Origin of the sequence: Microbacterium sp. LS_15 (assembly GCF_041954735.1) — a bacterium.
GTDB lineage: Bacteria > Actinomycetota > Actinomycetes > Actinomycetales > Microbacteriaceae > Microbacterium.
The window spans coordinates 1-14,444 of sequence record NZ_JAVAYD010000018.1; the positions used below are offsets into that span (position 1 = coordinate 1).

General features: G+C 68.3%; 14 protein-coding genes. 3 read left to right on the forward strand and 11 right to left on the reverse strand.

Annotated features, from left to right (window positions below):
* Positions 1–67: 67 nt before the first annotated feature.
* Genes RAC69_RS15605 through RAC69_RS15615 form a run of 3 tightly spaced genes read right to left on the reverse strand, consistent with a single transcriptional unit; the run spans position 68 to position 2,892 of the window.
* Positions 68–796: an amino acid ABC transporter ATP-binding protein gene (locus RAC69_RS15605; RefSeq protein ID WP_375087633.1), complete on the reverse strand. Its 729-nt coding sequence runs from the start codon at positions 794–796 to the stop codon at positions 68–70.
* A complete protein-coding gene (locus RAC69_RS15610; RefSeq protein WP_375087634.1) occupies positions 793–2,283 on the reverse strand; it encodes an amino acid ABC transporter substrate-binding protein/permease in 1,491 nt (496 codons plus the stop codon). The genes RAC69_RS15605 and RAC69_RS15610 overlap by 4 nt, the downstream gene beginning before the upstream one ends.
* 54 nt (positions 2,284–2,337) lie before the next feature.
* Positions 2,338–2,892, reverse strand: coding sequence for a GNAT family N-acetyltransferase (locus RAC69_RS15615; RefSeq protein ID WP_375087635.1), 555 nt, complete (start codon positions 2,890–2,892; stop codon positions 2,338–2,340).
* Positions 2,893–3,483: 591 nt separating this feature from the next.
* On the opposite strand from RAC69_RS15615, the gene RAC69_RS15620 reads away from it, so the two are divergent.
* Positions 3,484–3,738, forward strand: coding sequence for a hypothetical protein (locus tag RAC69_RS15620; protein WP_375087636.1), 255 nt, complete (start codon positions 3,484–3,486; stop codon positions 3,736–3,738).
* 21 nt (positions 3,739–3,759) lie between these two features.
* On the opposite strand, the gene RAC69_RS15625 is transcribed toward RAC69_RS15620, so the two are convergent.
* From RAC69_RS15625 to RAC69_RS15635, 3 genes are all read right to left on the reverse strand, one after another.
* A complete protein-coding gene (locus RAC69_RS15625) occupies positions 3,760–5,322 on the reverse strand; it encodes an MFS transporter (protein ID WP_375087637.1) in 1,563 nt (520 codons plus the stop codon).
* The gene (locus RAC69_RS15630) at positions 5,319–5,954 is read right to left on the reverse strand and encodes a PadR family transcriptional regulator (protein ID WP_375087638.1); all 636 of its coding nucleotides are present in this window, start codon (positions 5,952–5,954) and stop codon (positions 5,319–5,321) included. The genes RAC69_RS15625 and RAC69_RS15630 overlap by 4 nt, the downstream gene beginning before the upstream one ends.
* A 352-nt stretch (positions 5,955–6,306) precedes the next feature.
* Positions 6,307–6,522 (reverse strand): DUF2945 domain-containing protein, encoded by a 216-nt coding sequence (locus RAC69_RS15635; protein ID WP_375087639.1) that lies wholly within the window; start codon positions 6,520–6,522, stop codon positions 6,307–6,309.
* A 101-nt stretch (positions 6,523–6,623) separates the two neighbouring features.
* Here RAC69_RS15635 and RAC69_RS15640 point away from each other — a divergent pair, with 101 nt between their 5' ends.
* Complete coding sequence (locus tag RAC69_RS15640) at positions 6,624–7,529, forward strand: phosphoribosylaminoimidazolesuccinocarboxamide synthase (protein WP_375087640.1); 906 nt, start codon at positions 6,624–6,626, stop codon at positions 7,527–7,529.
* Positions 7,530–7,623: 94 nt separating this feature from the next.
* Complete coding sequence (locus RAC69_RS15645; RefSeq protein ID WP_375087641.1) at positions 7,624–8,979, forward strand: uracil-xanthine permease family protein; 1,356 nt, start codon at positions 7,624–7,626, stop codon at positions 8,977–8,979.
* 82 nt (positions 8,980–9,061) lie between these two features.
* Here RAC69_RS15645 and RAC69_RS15650 read toward each other — a convergent pair whose 3' ends face one another.
* From RAC69_RS15650 to RAC69_RS15670, 5 genes are all read right to left on the reverse strand, one after another.
* Positions 9,062–9,721: a TetR/AcrR family transcriptional regulator gene (locus RAC69_RS15650; protein WP_375087642.1), complete on the reverse strand. Its 660-nt coding sequence runs from the start codon at positions 9,719–9,721 to the stop codon at positions 9,062–9,064.
* A 179-nt stretch (positions 9,722–9,900) separates the two neighbouring features.
* On the reverse strand, positions 9,901–10,896 hold the full coding sequence (locus RAC69_RS15655; protein WP_375087643.1) for a LacI family DNA-binding transcriptional regulator: 996 nt from the start codon (positions 10,894–10,896) through the stop codon (positions 9,901–9,903).
* 55 nt (positions 10,897–10,951) lie between these two features.
* Positions 10,952–12,382 (reverse strand): GH1 family beta-glucosidase, encoded by a 1,431-nt coding sequence (locus RAC69_RS15660; RefSeq protein ID WP_375087644.1) that lies wholly within the window; start codon positions 12,380–12,382, stop codon positions 10,952–10,954.
* A gap of 5 nt (positions 12,383–12,387) precedes the next feature.
* Positions 12,388–13,275 (reverse strand): carbohydrate ABC transporter permease, encoded by an 888-nt coding sequence (locus RAC69_RS15665; protein ID WP_375087645.1) that lies wholly within the window; start codon positions 13,273–13,275, stop codon positions 12,388–12,390.
* A complete protein-coding gene (locus RAC69_RS15670) occupies positions 13,272–14,309 on the reverse strand; it encodes a carbohydrate ABC transporter permease (protein ID WP_375087646.1) in 1,038 nt (345 codons plus the stop codon). The genes RAC69_RS15665 and RAC69_RS15670 overlap by 4 nt, the downstream gene beginning before the upstream one ends.
* Positions 14,310–14,444: the final 135 nt, after the last annotated feature.

Genomic DNA, 14,444 nt, shown 5'->3' on the forward strand with positions numbered 1-14,444 from the left:
TGGTTCGACGCGAAAGGGGTGGTTCGACGCGAAAGGGGTGGTTCGCGGGAAGGGAATAAGGGGCGGGTCAGAGCACCTTCGAGAGGAAGTCCTTCAGACGCTCGTTCTTGGGGGCTCCGAACAGCTCGGCGGGAGGCGCCTGCTCGACGACGACACCGCCGTCCATGAACACCGTGCGACCAGAGACCTCGCGCGCGAACCCCATCTCGTGGGTGACGAGCACCATGGTCATGCCACCGGACGCGAGGTCGCGGATGACCTGCAGCACCTCTCCGACCATCTCGGGGTCGAGTGCGCTGGTCGCCTCGTCGAAGAGCATGATCTCGGGGTCCATCGCGAGCGCGCGGGCGATCGCCACACGCTGCTTCTGACCGCCGGAGAGGGATGCCGGCTTCGCACCGGCCTTCTCCGAGAGACCGACCCGGTCGAGCAGCGCGAGGGCGCGCTCGCGGGCCTCCGCCTTCGTCATCTGCCCCGTCTCGACCGGCGCGAGCGTGATGTTCTCGAGCACCGTCATGTGCGGGAAGAGGTTGAAGTGCTGGAACACCATCCCGATGCGCTGCCGCACCTCGTCGAGCTTGACGCTCTTGTCGGTGAGGTCGACGCCGTCGATGACGACGTGTCCCGACGTGGGCTCCTCCAGCTTGTTGAGGCAGCGCAGCAGCGTCGACTTGCCCGAGCCCGACGGGCCGATCACCGCGATGACCTCGCCGTCTTCGACAGTCAGGTCGATGCCCTTGAGCACCTCGTTGTCGCCGAAGGACTTGTGCAGGTCCTTGACCTCGATCTTGCTCATGCGTTGAACGTCCTCTCCAGGCGGTTCGCGAGCAGCGTCAGCAGCGTGATCACGACGAAGTAGATGATGGCGACGATCGTCAGCACCTGGGCCGACAGGTACGTCGAGGCGATGATCTGCCGCGACTGGAACGTGAGCTCCGCGAGACCGATCACGCTGATGAGCGACGTGTCCTTGAGGGTGATGATGCCCTGGTTCACGAACGACGGGATCATGATGCGGAACGCCTGCGGCAGCACGACCTTGCGCATCGTCTTCCAGTGGCTGAGACCCAGCGACCGCGACGCCTCGTTCTGGCCGGGGTCGACGGCCTGGATGCCGCCGCGGATGATCTCGGTCATGTACGCGCCGGTGTTCAGCGAGAGGGTGATCGCCCCTGCGACGAACGGGTCGAACGTGAGGCCAGGGATCAGCTGCGGGATGGCGAAGAACACGAAGAACGCCTGCACGAGGATCGGGGTGCCGCGGAACACGAAGACGTACGCCGTGGCGATCCAGCGGAACGGCGCGATGCGCGAGATGCGCCCGAACCCGAAGACGAGCCCGAGGATGAAGGCCGCCACGATCGCGACGAGCGTCGCGAGGATCGTGAGCCACAGGCCCTGCATGAGCGCTGGCCAGTACTTCACGGCGACCGAGATGATGTCGGTGGCCTGGGCCTGTCCGCCCTCGCCGGCCTCCGCGTCGCCGAGGTAGCGGTCGACGATCTCGTCGTACTCGCCCGAGTCCTGCAGGTTCTTGAGCCCCGCGTTGAACATCTCGATGAGCTCGGGGTTCATCCCCTTGTTGACGGCGAAGCCGTACTCGCCGCCGAGCTCCGGGTCGCCGACCAGGCGGAAGCCCGAGCCCTGCTGGATGCCGTACGCGAGCACCGGGAAGTCCTCGAAGTATCCGACGGCCTGGCCGGCCTTCACGGCATCCACCATGTCGGTCGTGTCCTGATACGGCGTGATGCGGAAGCCGTACTCGTCCTGGTTCTCCTCGGCGAAGGTCTGACCCTGCGTACCCGTCTTGACCGCCACGGCCTTGCCGTCGAGGTCGTCGAGAGACTGGATGTCGCTGGAGTCGAGCACACCGAGCTGGATGCCGCTGGTGAAGTACGGGTCGCTGAAGTCGAAGGTCTGCGTGCGCTCGTCGGTGATCGACATGCCGGCCATGACCGCGTCGACCTGGTTGGCCTGCAGCGCCTGGACCGCGGCGTCGAAGCCGAGCTGGCGGATCTCGACCTCGAACCCCTGGTCCTCCGCGATCGCGCGGAGCAGGTCCATGTCGATGCCGACGAGGTCGCCCTCGGGCGAGGTGAACTCGAACGGCGCGAACGTGGTGTCGGTGCCGATGACGTAGGTCTCGCCGGTGGTGTCGGCCGTGGCGGCGGTCGCGCCGCCGAGCAGGGCGCCCGCGGCGACGAACGCCGTCAGCGCCATCGCGCCGACGGTGCGACCGAGTCGGCGCAGGCGCGCGGTCGCGGGGAAGGGATTCGGGATCACGACGGATGCTCCTCGGATCGGATGTTGCGACCGGACAGCCGCCGAGGTTCCACCCTACTTGGCGCGCGCCTGCGGCCCCGCGACGTCGATCCAGTACCGGCGCAGCATCGAGTGGCCGCGAGCGCTCTGGTCCGTCACGTCCTGCAGCACCCCGCCCGCCCGCTCGATCGTGCGGTACGACCCCACGTTGTCGTCGTCGCAGGTGACGAGCACCCGATCGAGGCCGAGTTCGCGGGCGCGATCCAGTGCGAGCGCGAGGCCCGCCGAGGCGTACCCCTCGCGGCGCCGCGATGCGCGCACCGCGTACCCGATGTGGCCGCCGACCTCGCGCAGCCATTCGTTGAGCTCGTGCCGGAACGAGACGAACCCGACGACCTCGCCGTCATCGACGATCCAGTACAGGTCGTTGTGCACGGAGTCGGCGGGGAGTTCGGCCGACGTGTCCGCCAGCAGTTCGGACTTCGCGATGAGGGCGTCGAGCGTGGCCCGGTCGGGCGTGACCGGCGCGTGGAGACCCGATCCGTCGATGTGACCCTCACCGAACTCGGCGACGGCCGAGGCCCAGGAGTCGAAGAGGGCGGACGTGGGGCGGACGAGTTCGACGCTCATCGCCCGATGCAATCACACCCCGTCCCGCCCGCCAAACCGCGGGCCGTCGGCTGGCGTCGGATGAGCAGCATCCCGCCGGTCGTTGAGCGAGCGAAGCGAGACGAAACGTGCCGAGCCGTCTTGTCATCCGGTCAGACGCCGTGTGCAGGTAGGGCGGGATGAGCGACTCCTCGTTAGAGGTCAAGAGGCACCGAGGATGTCGCTATCTCGGTATAGAGCGGTCTCATCCTCTTTTCGGGACCTTTGCTCTCCATTTCACTGGTGACGCGAGCGACTGAGGCTCGCGTGATTCAGACGACAAGGAGTTCAACATGTCCCCAAAAACCAGGCGGCGCATAGCTCTTCTTAGCCTCGCACTGGTTGCCTTTCTCGGGTTCAGCCTTCCCACGGCTGCGGAAGCTGCCGTGTACAAGGCAACCGCGAAATGCCAGGTGGTGCAGATCAAGCCTCATAGCGTCTTGGGCTACGTCGAAGGCTACGGTGAGAGTAACAGCGAACTGAACGCCCGTTCGGCCGCGCTGAAGGACGTCGATACTCGGATTGAGACTGGGCAGTACAAGCGCCACTGCCAAGTCGATGTGTCTTCACGCAGTGGTCGTCCTGGCGGACGTCGATTCTGAGAAGAGGCGCATTATGGCGAATTCATCTGAAGCCCATGTCGTGGAGTTTCGAATCGCGCTCATCGCAGATTCTGAGATAACAGGAAGATTGAAGCGTGAGCTCGCGAGACTATTGGAGGCAGAACCCTACGACGAACTGCCGTGGATGATCACGTCAATCGACTCCGACGAAGTGGCGGATGCCTACCCGGATTTGTTGCGGGAGGCGGCTCTCCGCGACACATGACGCGCTGCAGGCCGCTCCCCGTCAGGCCGTCGGCGCGGGGTCGGCGGCGGGAGCGGATGCGGCGGGCGCACCGGCATCCGTCGCCTTGGGCGCTCCGCGCAGGAAGAACGCCGCGATCAATCCGATGACGATCACGCTCGCCGGGAGCAGGATCGCCTGCGACATGGCCGCGGCGAACCCGTCGGCGACCTGCGGGGGCAGGGTGCCGCCCGAGCTTATCGACCCGGCGGAATCGCCCATGCCGGGCAGGTTCGCCTCGAGCCGCGCCTGCATGAACGTCGCGATCGCGGCCGATCCGATGACCGAGCCGATCGTGCGGGTCGTGTTGTAGATGCCGGCGCCGGCCCCTGCTTGACGCATCGGGAGGCGACGCGTGGCCGTGGTGGCGAGCGGCCCCCACATGCCCGCGCTGCCGATGCCGAGCAGCGCCGACGGGAACAGGAACATCCAGATCTCGGTGTCCATGCGCACCAGCGACGAGTACCAGGCGAGCGCCGACGCGAAGATGACGAGCCCGGGGATGAGGATGAACCGCGGGTCGGTGCGGTCGAGGATCTTCCCGGCCAGTGGAGCGAGCACGCCCGAGAACACGGCCATCGGGATCATCAGCAGCGCCGCCTGGGTCGGCGCGAGTCCGCGCGCGATCTGCAGGAAGAACATCAGCGGCAGCGACATGCTCGTCACGGCGAAGCCGACGGTCGCGATCGCGATGTTGGCGCCCGAGAAGTTGCGGTCGCGGAAGAGTTCGAGGGGCACGAGCGCCTCGCTCTTCGTCTTCCACTGCTGCAAGATGAACAGTCCCATCACGACGATGCCCGCGATGATCAGGCCCCACACCGAGATCGGGCCCCAGATGACGCCCCAGTCGTACTTCTCGCCCTCCTGCAGTCCGAAGACGACGAGGAAGATGGCGGCCGCGCTGAGCAGGACGCCGAGGATGTCGAAGCGGTGCGGGTGCGTCTGCAGCTTGGGTACGAGGATCCACGCGGCGATGAACGCGATGACGCCGACGGGGAGGTTCACGAAGAAGATCCACTCCCAGCCGAGGCCGTCGACGAGGACGCCGCCGAGCAGCGGGCCGACGAGCGTCGCCACACCGGCGGTCGCACCCCAGAGGCCCATGGCGGCGCCCCGGCGGTTCGGCGGGAATGTGCGCGTGATGACCGCCATCGTCTGCGGCGTCATGAACGCCGCGCCGAGTCCCTGCGCGGCGCGCGCCACGATCAGCCCCTCGAGCGAGGTCGACAGACCGCACCAGAGCGACGCGAGCGTGAAGATCGCGAGGCCGATGAGGTAGATGTTCTTCGGGCCGAAGCGGTCGCCGAGGCGTCCGGTGATGAGCAGCGGCACGGCGTAGGTGAGCAGGTAGGCGCTGGTGACCCACACGACGTTGTCGAGGTTGTTGGTGTTCGGGTCGAGCGCGGCCTTGATCGCCGGGTTCGCGACCGAGACGATCGTCGTGTCGACGAGGATCATGAAGAAGCCGATGACGAGCGCCCACAGGGCGGGCCAGGGGCTCGCGGGGCGCTGTCCGGCGGCGAAGGTCCCGGTGTCGGGTCCTGTCGCCTGACGGGATTCGGTCATTGCTGTGCAGCCTTTCGCTGAGCGAGGTAGCGATCTGTGTCGGTGAAGGCGGTCGGCCCCCAGGGGAGGTCGTCGCCGTCGAGTCGGGCGAGGAGCGAGTCGAGCCAGCGCAGTTCGGCGCCGAGCAGGATCTCCTCCCTCTCGATCTCGACGAGCACCTGGGCGGGGACGCCCTTCGCCCTGGCCTTGTCGAGGCCGTGGCGGTGCATGTCGTGGGTCTCGACGAGTGCGGCGCGACGCTCCTGCAGCAGCGCGCGCACGTCGTCTCGTTCGAGGTTGTGGGATTCGGCGAGCGCGATGCGGAAGTCGGTCTCCCGATCGACGCGCGGCAGCTCGCGGCGCACCCACGCGATGACGGTGTCGCGCCCGGCATCCGTCAGCGTGTAGGTGGTGCGCTCGGGGCGGTTGCCGTCACGGTCGATGCCGATCTCGTCGATCAGCCCGTTCTTCTGCAGCCGGGAGACGGTGTGGTACAGCGTCCCGTTGGTGATGGCGATGAGGCGGTCGTCGTGGCGGGCGCGCAGCAGACGCACCATCTCATAGGGGTGCATGTCGCTCTCGCGCAGCAGCGCGAGCACCATGACCCCCATGGGCGTGAGTGTGTCGACCGGGCTCTTCACCGCATCCTCCATCTCGACTAGTCCAGGTGGACTATACGCTTCGCAGAGCACCGCACGCAACCCGTCTCAGCGCCTTCGCGCGTCGGTTTCGCCCCGGCATCCGGATGCGGGCGGGAGGACGCACCCCAGATGCTCCTCCCACCCTTCGCACACCTGACGACTCTCGCCCTTCCTCGACCGACATGTGCGCGAGCGCGCGAGGGCGGACCCAGCCCCCGTGGGTCACCTCCGCGCACAGCTGATGTTCGGTCTCATCGATGTTCCGGATGCTGGGCATCCCCTGCACATCCGGTGGAGGACGAAGGGTCGCGTGCGGGATGGGCGGGAGCGAGCGTCGGGGCCGCCTGCGCGAGTCCCGCCCGATTCAGCTCTTGAGCTTGCGCAGCGCCGACCCCTTGTGCGCCGCCTCGTCTCCGCTCTTCTCCGACTTCACGATGTACGCCGGCTCGTCGGCGGATGCCGTGAAGTGCTGCCCCGCGAACTCGAAGTCGGCGGTCTTCTTCTGCTGCACGGTGCCGCGGGTGCGGCCCTGCGAGGTGTTCCAGCTCACCCGGTCGCCTTTGGACAGGTCCTTCGACATGATTCCTCCGCTCGTCACTTCGAGCGTCGCGGACAGTGGATGCCGACACCAGCCCTTGACACAGGGCCGACAGCCGCTCGACGACCCGCGATAATGGGCGGGTGAGCACACCTTCCGACGGCACCGCTTCCGACCGCACGTCCTCCGACAGCACGCCGCAGACGATCCCCGGCTGGCGCCACCTCTACTCGGGCAAGGTCCGCGACCTGTATGCCTCCGCCGAGCCGGGAGACACCCGCATCCTCGTCGTGGCGTCCGATCGTGTCAGCGCGTTCGACTTCGTGCTGTCGCCCGGCATCCCGCAGAAGGGCGCCCTGCTCACGCGGCTGAGCCGCTGGTGGTTCGACCGCCTCGAGGTGCCGAACCACCTCGCCGAGGGCGACGTGCCCGCGTCGGTCGCCGACCGCGCCATGCTCGCCCAATCGCTCGAGATGCTGCCGATCGAGTGCGTCGTGCGCGGATACATCACCGGCTCCGGATGGGCGGAGTACACCGAGAGGGGCACCGTCTGCGGCATCCCCCTTCCCGAGGGTCTGCAGAACGGCGATCGCCTGCCCGAGCCCCTGTTCACGCCGGCATACAAGGCGCCGATGGGCGAGCACGACGAGAACATCACCTTCGAGAAGGTCGAGGAACTCGTCGGCCCCGAGCGCGCCGCCGAGCTGCGTGACGCCTCCCTCGCGATATACGCCCGCGCTGCCGCGATCGCAGAGGAGCACGGCCTCGTCCTCGCCGACACGAAGTTCGAGTTCGGCACCGACGTCGACGGTGTGCTGCGCCTGGCCGACGAGGTGCTCACCAGCGACTCGTCGAGGTACTGGGATGCCGAGGCCTGGCGCACCGGGACGACCCCGAGCGAGCGCATGGCCAGCTTCGACAAGCAGATCGTGCGCGACTGGCTCGCCGCGAATTGGGACAAGCGGGGCGAGCCGCCGGCGCTCCCCGAGGATGTCGTCGAGCGCACCGCCGACCGCTACCGCGAGCTGATCGACCGCCTGGGAGCCTGACACCGCACCGCGAGCGGCCCCGCACCCAGGGAACACTCAGGAATCGATAGGGTTGCTCCAGCACTCCCACACCCCCGATCACTGAGGAGCCCGTATGCCCCTGTGGAAGATCCACGGAAACGGCCGCACGGTCGAACCAGGCGCCGTCGTCACCCCGGGTGAGCGCCTGAACTGGCCCGCCACGATCGCGATCGGCGCCCAGCACGTCGTGGCGATGTTCGGCGCCACGTTCCTCGTGCCGACGCTCACCGGATTCCCCGTCTCGACGACCCTGCTGTTCAGCGGTCTCGGCACCCTCGTCTTCCTGCTGATCACGAAGAACCAGCTGCCCAGCTACCTCGGCTCATCGTTCGCGTTCATCGCGCCGATCACCGCCGCGGTCGCCGCCGGCGGCACGCGTTCGGCCCTCGCGGGCGTGGTCGCCGTCGGCATCCTGCTCGCGGTCGTCGGCCTGGTCGTGCAGTTCGCCGGCCTGCGCTGGGTCGACGCGCTGATGCCCCCGGTCGTCGCCGGCGCGATCGTCGCGCTGATCGGCTTCAACCTCGCGCCGACCGCGTGGAACAACTTCCAGCTCGACCCGGTGACCGCGACCATCACGCTCGTCGCGATCATCCTGTTCGCGGTGCTGTTCCGCGGGTTCCTCGGTCGTATCTCGATCTTCCTCGGCGTCGCGGTCGGTTTCGTCTGGGCCGCCTTCACCGGGTCGTTCGACGTGCCGAATGCGCTCCGCGACGGCAAGACTCCCGCCGAGCTCATCGCCGACGCCCCCTGGATCGGCCTCCCCGACTTCCAGCTCCCCGACTTCGTCGAGCCGGGCACCTGGTCGACGATCGCGATGTTCCTGCCCGTCGTGCTCGTGCTCATCGCCGAGAACGTCGGTCACGTGCGCGGCGTCGCGACCATGACCGAGGACGCGTCGATCAACAAGCAGACCGGCCGCGCGCTGATCGCCGACGGCGTCGCGACGACCATCGCCGGCGGCTTCGGCGGCTCGGGCACCACGACCTACGGCGAGAACATCGGCGTGATGGCCGCGACCCGCGTCTACTCGACAGCGGTGTACTGGGTGGCCGGCCTCTTCGCGATCCTGCTGGCGTTCTCGCCGAAGGTCGGCGAGGTGTTCAACTCGATCCCGGCGGGCGTACTCGGCGGAGCGACGACGGCGCTCTACGGCCTGATCGGCATCATCGGCATCAAGATCTGGGTCGACAGCAAGGTCGACTTCTCACGCCCCGTGAACCAGTACACGGCCGCGGTGTCGCTCGTGATCGGCATCGCCGGCTTCTCGATGAACCTCGGCGACTTCGCGTTCGGCGGCATCGTGCTCGGCACGGTCGCCGCCCTGCTCATCTACCACCTGGGCAACCTCATCGCCCGGGCGCGCAAGACGGGCGCCGACGACCCGAAGCCCCTCGAGGCGGTGGGACCGCTCGGCGGCGACCCCGCCTGACCGCTCGGGACACAGACGACGGCTCGAACTCCGGATGCGGCGCGCTGCGGCATCCGGAGTCCGAGCCGTCGCCCGTTCCTCATCAGCTGCGCACGGCGCGGATCGCGCGGATGCGCAGGTCCTCGTCGCGCGGGGGCAGGTCGAGGTCGAGCGGTGCCGTGGGCTCGGGGAGTCCGTAGATCCTGTGCATCCAACGCCGGGCGTCTTCGAGCGGGAACGACTCGCCGTACACGGCGTACTTGATGATCGCGCCCTCGAGGGTGCTGCGCAGCATGACCTCTTCGAGAGCGGGGTCGTCGGCGCCGCGCTCGCGGAAGAGCTCGCGCACGATGTTCTCGGACTCCGTGGCCTGCTGTCCGAAGCGCTGCTCGGACTCTGCGAAGAGGCGGTGCGTGACCGGCTGCTGCTGCATCGACAGCACGGCACGTTGCACGGGCATCGCGAAGCCTGTCGCCAGGAAGACACCGTCGATGATGCCGGCGAGACGCTCGTCGGGGGTGCCGGGAACCTGCGGGATGCCGAACAGCGTCTCGAACCACCGGTCGATGACGGCGGAGATCAGCTGGTCCTTGCCGCCGAAGTGGTAGTTCGCGAGTCCCTGCGCGACGCCGGCGCGGCGGGTGATGTCGGAGATGCTGGCGCCCGCGACGCCCTTCTCCCCGAAGAGTTCTATCGCCGCGAGGAGGATCTTCTCGCGCGCCCGCTCACGGGCCTGCCTGTTCTGCTCGTCGGAACGGGCCATGGTGTCCACTTCCCCAGGATCGGACGACATCGAAATCGATGCCACGCCTCTACGATATCCTTTGAACGAACATTCAATCTTTCGCGATCCGTCACATGACAGACCGCTCGCGCAGGCCACACGGGTGCGGGCCCCCTCGGAGGGGCGTCGGGTCCGCACCCGTGTATCTCCCGCCCAGGTCAGGCGGAGCCGCGCACGACCAGCTCGGTCGGCAGGATCGTCGTCGTCTCCGGCGCCTCACCGGCGAGGTGCGAGAGCAGCACGCCCGCCATCGCCTCGCCCTGCGCGTACATCGGCTGGCGAACGGTCGTCAGTTGCGGATCCGTCGTCAGCGCGACCGAGGAGTCGTCGTACCCGACCAGCGCCACGTCGTCCGGCACGCGGATGCCGGTGGCGCGCAGGGCCGTCAGCGCCCCCCTCGCCATGAGGTCGCTCGCGACGAAGATCGCGTCGGGGGTGCCCGTCGCGAGGATGCGGCGCGCGGCATCCGCCCCGCTGGCCTCGCTGTAGTCGCCGGCCTCCTCGGCGAAGGGCGCGAGACCGGCATCCGCCAGCGCGTTGCGGAAGCCCTGCAGCCGGTCCCCCGACGACACCATGGTGAGGGGACCCGTGATCGTCGCGATGCGGCGGCGACCGGTGCTGAGCAGATGCTGCGTCGCGGCGCGGGCGCCCGCGACGTTGTCGACGTCGACCACGAAGTCGCCCTCGCGGCGCTGCATCGGGCGACCGCCCCACACCACGGGCACGGCGTCTGCCACGCGCTCGATGAACACGTCGCTCGTGTGGTGCGAGACGATCAGCGCGCCGTCGACGCCGCCGTTGCGCACGAAGCTGGCCATCTTGTCGCCGGGGTCGTCGGTCGCGATGAGCAGGTTGAGCAGATAGTCCGAACCGCGCAGCGCGCCCGTGATGCCCGCGACGATCGCCGCGAAGAAGGGGTCGCCGAAGAACGTCGTCGTGTCCTCGGGCACGATCAGGGCGATCGCGTGCGTCTGCCGCGACGCGAGCGACCGCGCCGCACGGTTGGGCACGTAGTTGAGCTCGGCGATCGCACGCTGCACGGCGTCGAGCGCCTCGGGGCTCACCGCGGTCGAGCCGTTCACCACACGGGACACCGTCGATCGGGACACCCCGGCCGCCGAGGCCACCTCTTCGATGGTCGCGCGAGTCGCCACGGCTCTCCCCTCCACCCGGCCGACGGTCGGGTCTTCCCAGATCCGCCGACCGGTGTCAGAGCGCTCGGGCGGCGATGATCCGAGCGTACTCCCGGCCCGAGTCCTTCACGCTCCGCTCCTGCGTGTCGTAGTCGACCCGCACGATGCCGAAGCGCTTGTCGTAGCCCCAGGCCCACTCGAAGTTGTCGAACAGCGACCAGTAGAAGAAGCCGCGCACGTCGACCCCCGCGTCCGCCGCGTCGAGCACGGCATCCAGGTGCAGGCGGAGGAACTCCGCGCGGTCCTCGTCGTGCACCCGGGTCTCGCCATCCTCGATCACGGCGACGTCGTCGTAGGCGGCGCCGTTCTCGGTGACGGAGAGCACCGTGCCTGCGGGCTCGGCGTACTCCGTCCACACCCGCTGCAGCAGACGCGTGAGACCCTCGGGCTGCACCTCCCAGTCCTGGGCCGTGCGCGGCAGACCGCGCTCCACCGGGTGGATGCCAGCGCTCGACGGGTACGGGCTGCGGCCGGGGCGGTCGGTCGCCGGTCCACTGACCTGCGGCGGCTCGGCCTGCGCCTCTCCTGCCACGAGGTCTCCGTGGTAGTAGTTGACGCCCTGCGTGTCGATGCGCTGCGCGATCGTCGCGAGGTCGCCGTCGTGCACGGCATCCTCGAAGCGGGCCATCGCCCCGGCGTCGACCGCACGGATGTCCTCGACGATGTCGGCGGGATACTGCGCCAGGTAGATGGGGTCGAGGAACCAGCGGTTGAACTGCCCGTCGACCCGCCGCGCGGCGTCGACGTCGGCCGGGTTCGCGGGGTCGGCCGGGTCCGCGACCGTGTGGTTGAGCGTGATGCCGAGGTTGAGGCTCGCGTCGCGTGCGCGCAGCTCGCGCACCGTCTCGCCGTGCGCGAGCAGCAGGTGGTGCGAGGCGAGCAGCCCCTCGGCGATACTCGTGTGGCCGGGTGCGTGCTCCCCTCCCGTGTACGACAGGAACGACGAGCACCACGGCTCGTTGAGCGTCGTCCACACGTTCACGCGGTCGCCGAGCGCGTCGTGCATCGTTCCCGCGTACTCGAGGAACCGCCCGACGGTGTCGCGATTCGTCCAGCCGCCCGACTCCTGCAGCGCCTGCGGCATGTCCCAGTGGTACAGCGTCAGCCAGGGCAGGATGCCGGCGCCGAGCAGCTCGTCGACGAGCCTGTCGTAGAAGTCGACGCCCTGCGCATTCACGGCGCCGCCGTCCGGACGCACCCGCGACCACGATGTCGAGAAACGGTAGGTCTGCAGCCCGAGCTCCTTCATGAGCCCGACGTCCTGCGGGTAACGGTGGTAGTGGTCGCACGCCACGTCGCCGTTGTCGCCGCGCACCACGGCACCGGGCTCCCTGCTGAATGCATCCCAGATCGACGCCGTCCGGCCGTCTTCGAACGCCGCGCCCTCGATCTGATAGGCCGCCGTGGCGGCTCCGAACAGGAAGTCCTCGGGGAAGGCTCGGGTCATGGACGTCATCCTTTCACCGCGCCGGCCATGATGCCACTCACGAGCTGGCGCCCCGCGACGACGAACAGCGCGAGCAGCGGGAGCGTCGCGAGCACGGCACCCGCGAGCACGATCGAGTAGTCGATGTAGTAGCCCGACTGCAACTGGCTGAGCGCGGTCTGCAGGGTCGGGTTCTGCGGCGACAGCACGATCAGAGGCCAGAGATAGTCGGTCCAGGCGGTCATGAACGTGAACAGTCCCAGGATGGCCATGGCCGGACGAGCCGCCGGCACGCCCACCGTGAGGAACGTGCGGAACTGGTTGGCGCCGTCGACCCGCGCCGCCTCGATGAGCTCGTCGGGGATCACGTCGACGAGGTACTGCCGCATGAAGAAGACGCCGAACGCCGTCACCAGGGTCGGCACGATCACGGCGCCGATCGACCCGGTCCAGCCCAGCTCGCGCATGAGCATGAAGAGCGGGATGATGCCGAGCTGCGTGGGGATCGCCATGGTCGCGATCACGAAGACCATGAGCCCGTCCCTGCCGCGGAACCGGAGCTTCGCGAAGGCGTAGCCGGCGAGCGTCGAGAACGTCACGACCGAGAGCGTGATGATCGCGGAGATGAGGAAGGAGTTGCCGAGCGCGAGCCAGAACGGGATCGCGTCGAGCACCTTCACGGCATTGGCGAAGAAGTTGCCACCCGGGACGAGCGGCAGCGTCTCGCCGCGCGTCGCGTTGGTGCCGCTCGCCACGACGATCGACCACCACAGCGGATACACGCTGCCGATGATGAATGCCGCGAGCAGCCCGTAGGTGAGGAAGCCGGGACGGCTGCCGATGCCCGCGTTGCCGCCGGCGGCCCTGCGCCGACGGATCTTCTCCGGCACGCTGAGTGCCTGCGTGGCGGTCATCGTGCGTCCTCCGAGGTCGTGGTGCGAGCTCGTCGTCGTGCCGAGCGGGTCCGTGGCCCGTCTCCCGTCGAGATCCGTCGGGAGAGCAGGAAGTTGATGACGCCGATGCCGACGATCAGCAGGAACAGCAGGATGGCGACCGCCGACGCCTCGCCGAGGTCGCGGCGGAAGAACGCCATCTCCCACAGGAACAGCACGGTCGTCTGGAACTGCCGGTCGCTGCCGCCGATGCCGCCGGCCGTCGACACGTCGAACAGCCGCGGCTCGGCGAAGATCTGCAGACCGCCGATCGTCGCCGTGATGATCACGAAGATCAGCGTCGGCCGGATCGTCGGGATGGTGATCGAGAAGAACCGCCGAGCCGCCCCCGCGCCGTCCAGCGCCGCCGACTCGTACAGGTCTCGGGGCACGGCCTGCATCGCCGCGAGGAGGATCAGCGCGTTGTAGCCCGTCCAACGGAAGTTCACCATCACCGCGATCGCGATGTGCGACAGGAACGTGTCGTGCTTCCACTGCTGGTCGGCGATCCCCATGAGGTTGAGGAGGTTGTTGGCGAGACCGTCGGCCTCGTTGAAGATGCTCGAGAAGATGATCGCCACCGCGACCGGCGTCACCACGAACGGTATCAGCACGCTCATGCGCCAGAACGTCGGCGCCCGCAGACCCCGGTCGAGGAGGTACGCGATCAGCAGGGCCACGGCCAGCTGCGGGACGGCCGAGAGCACGAAGATGCTCAGGGTGTTGCCCACCGAGTTCCAGAACATGCCGTCGGCGAGGATCTCGGCGAAGTTGCCTGCCCCGACGAACTCGCCCTGCCCCTTCAGCAGATCCCACTCGTGCACCGCCACCCACACCGTGTACAGCAGCGGGAAGAGCCCGACGAGGCCGAACAACAGGAAGAACGGGGAGATGTAGAAGTACGGCGAGGCGTTCTGGTCGAACCGCGAGAGGCGGTGGCGCCAGGAGCGCGGCGGCACGGCATCCGTCTTCGACGCGACGGATGCCGTCGCCGGACGCTCTTCGGTGAGAGTCATGGGGGTTCCTTATCGATGGTCGGATGCCGGGTGCGGAGTGTGACCCGGTCACCGCGTTTCGTCTCGGTCGACTCGGTCGTCCTCGCTCGACGACCCGGGGGTGACCGGCGGGTCGTCGAGCGAGCGGAGCGAGAC

What these genes read in the sequence shown, in the direction of transcription:
- RAC69_RS15625 (WP_375087637.1), bottom strand. Translation starts at nt 5,322, where the DNA reads ATGACCGAATCCCGTCAGGCGACAGGACCCGACACCGGGACCTTCGCC.
- RAC69_RS15660 (WP_375087644.1), bottom strand. Translation starts at nt 12,382, where the DNA reads ATGACCCGAGCCTTCCCCGAGGACTTCCTGTTCGGAGCCGCCACGGCG.
- RAC69_RS15650 (WP_375087642.1), bottom strand. Translation starts at nt 9,721, where the DNA reads ATGGCCCGTTCCGACGAGCAGAACAGGCAGGCCCGTGAGCGGGCGCGC.
- RAC69_RS15645 (WP_375087641.1), top strand. Translation starts at nt 7,624, where the DNA reads ATGCCCCTGTGGAAGATCCACGGAAACGGCCGCACGGTCGAACCAGGC.
- RAC69_RS15665 (WP_375087645.1), bottom strand. Translation starts at nt 13,275, where the DNA reads ATGACCGCCACGCAGGCACTCAGCGTGCCGGAGAAGATCCGTCGGCGC.
- RAC69_RS15605 (WP_375087633.1), bottom strand. Translation starts at nt 796, where the DNA reads ATGAGCAAGATCGAGGTCAAGGACCTGCACAAGTCCTTCGGCGACAAC.
- RAC69_RS15630 (WP_375087638.1), bottom strand. Translation starts at nt 5,954, where the DNA reads ATGGAGGATGCGGTGAAGAGCCCGGTCGACACACTCACGCCCATGGGG.
- RAC69_RS15670 (WP_375087646.1), bottom strand. Translation starts at nt 14,309, where the DNA reads ATGACTCTCACCGAAGAGCGTCCGGCGACGGCATCCGTCGCGTCGAAG.
- RAC69_RS15635 (WP_375087639.1), bottom strand. Translation starts at nt 6,522, where the DNA reads ATGTCGAAGGACCTGTCCAAAGGCGACCGGGTGAGCTGGAACACCTCG.
- RAC69_RS15615 (WP_375087635.1), bottom strand. Translation starts at nt 2,892, where the DNA reads ATGAGCGTCGAACTCGTCCGCCCCACGTCCGCCCTCTTCGACTCCTGG.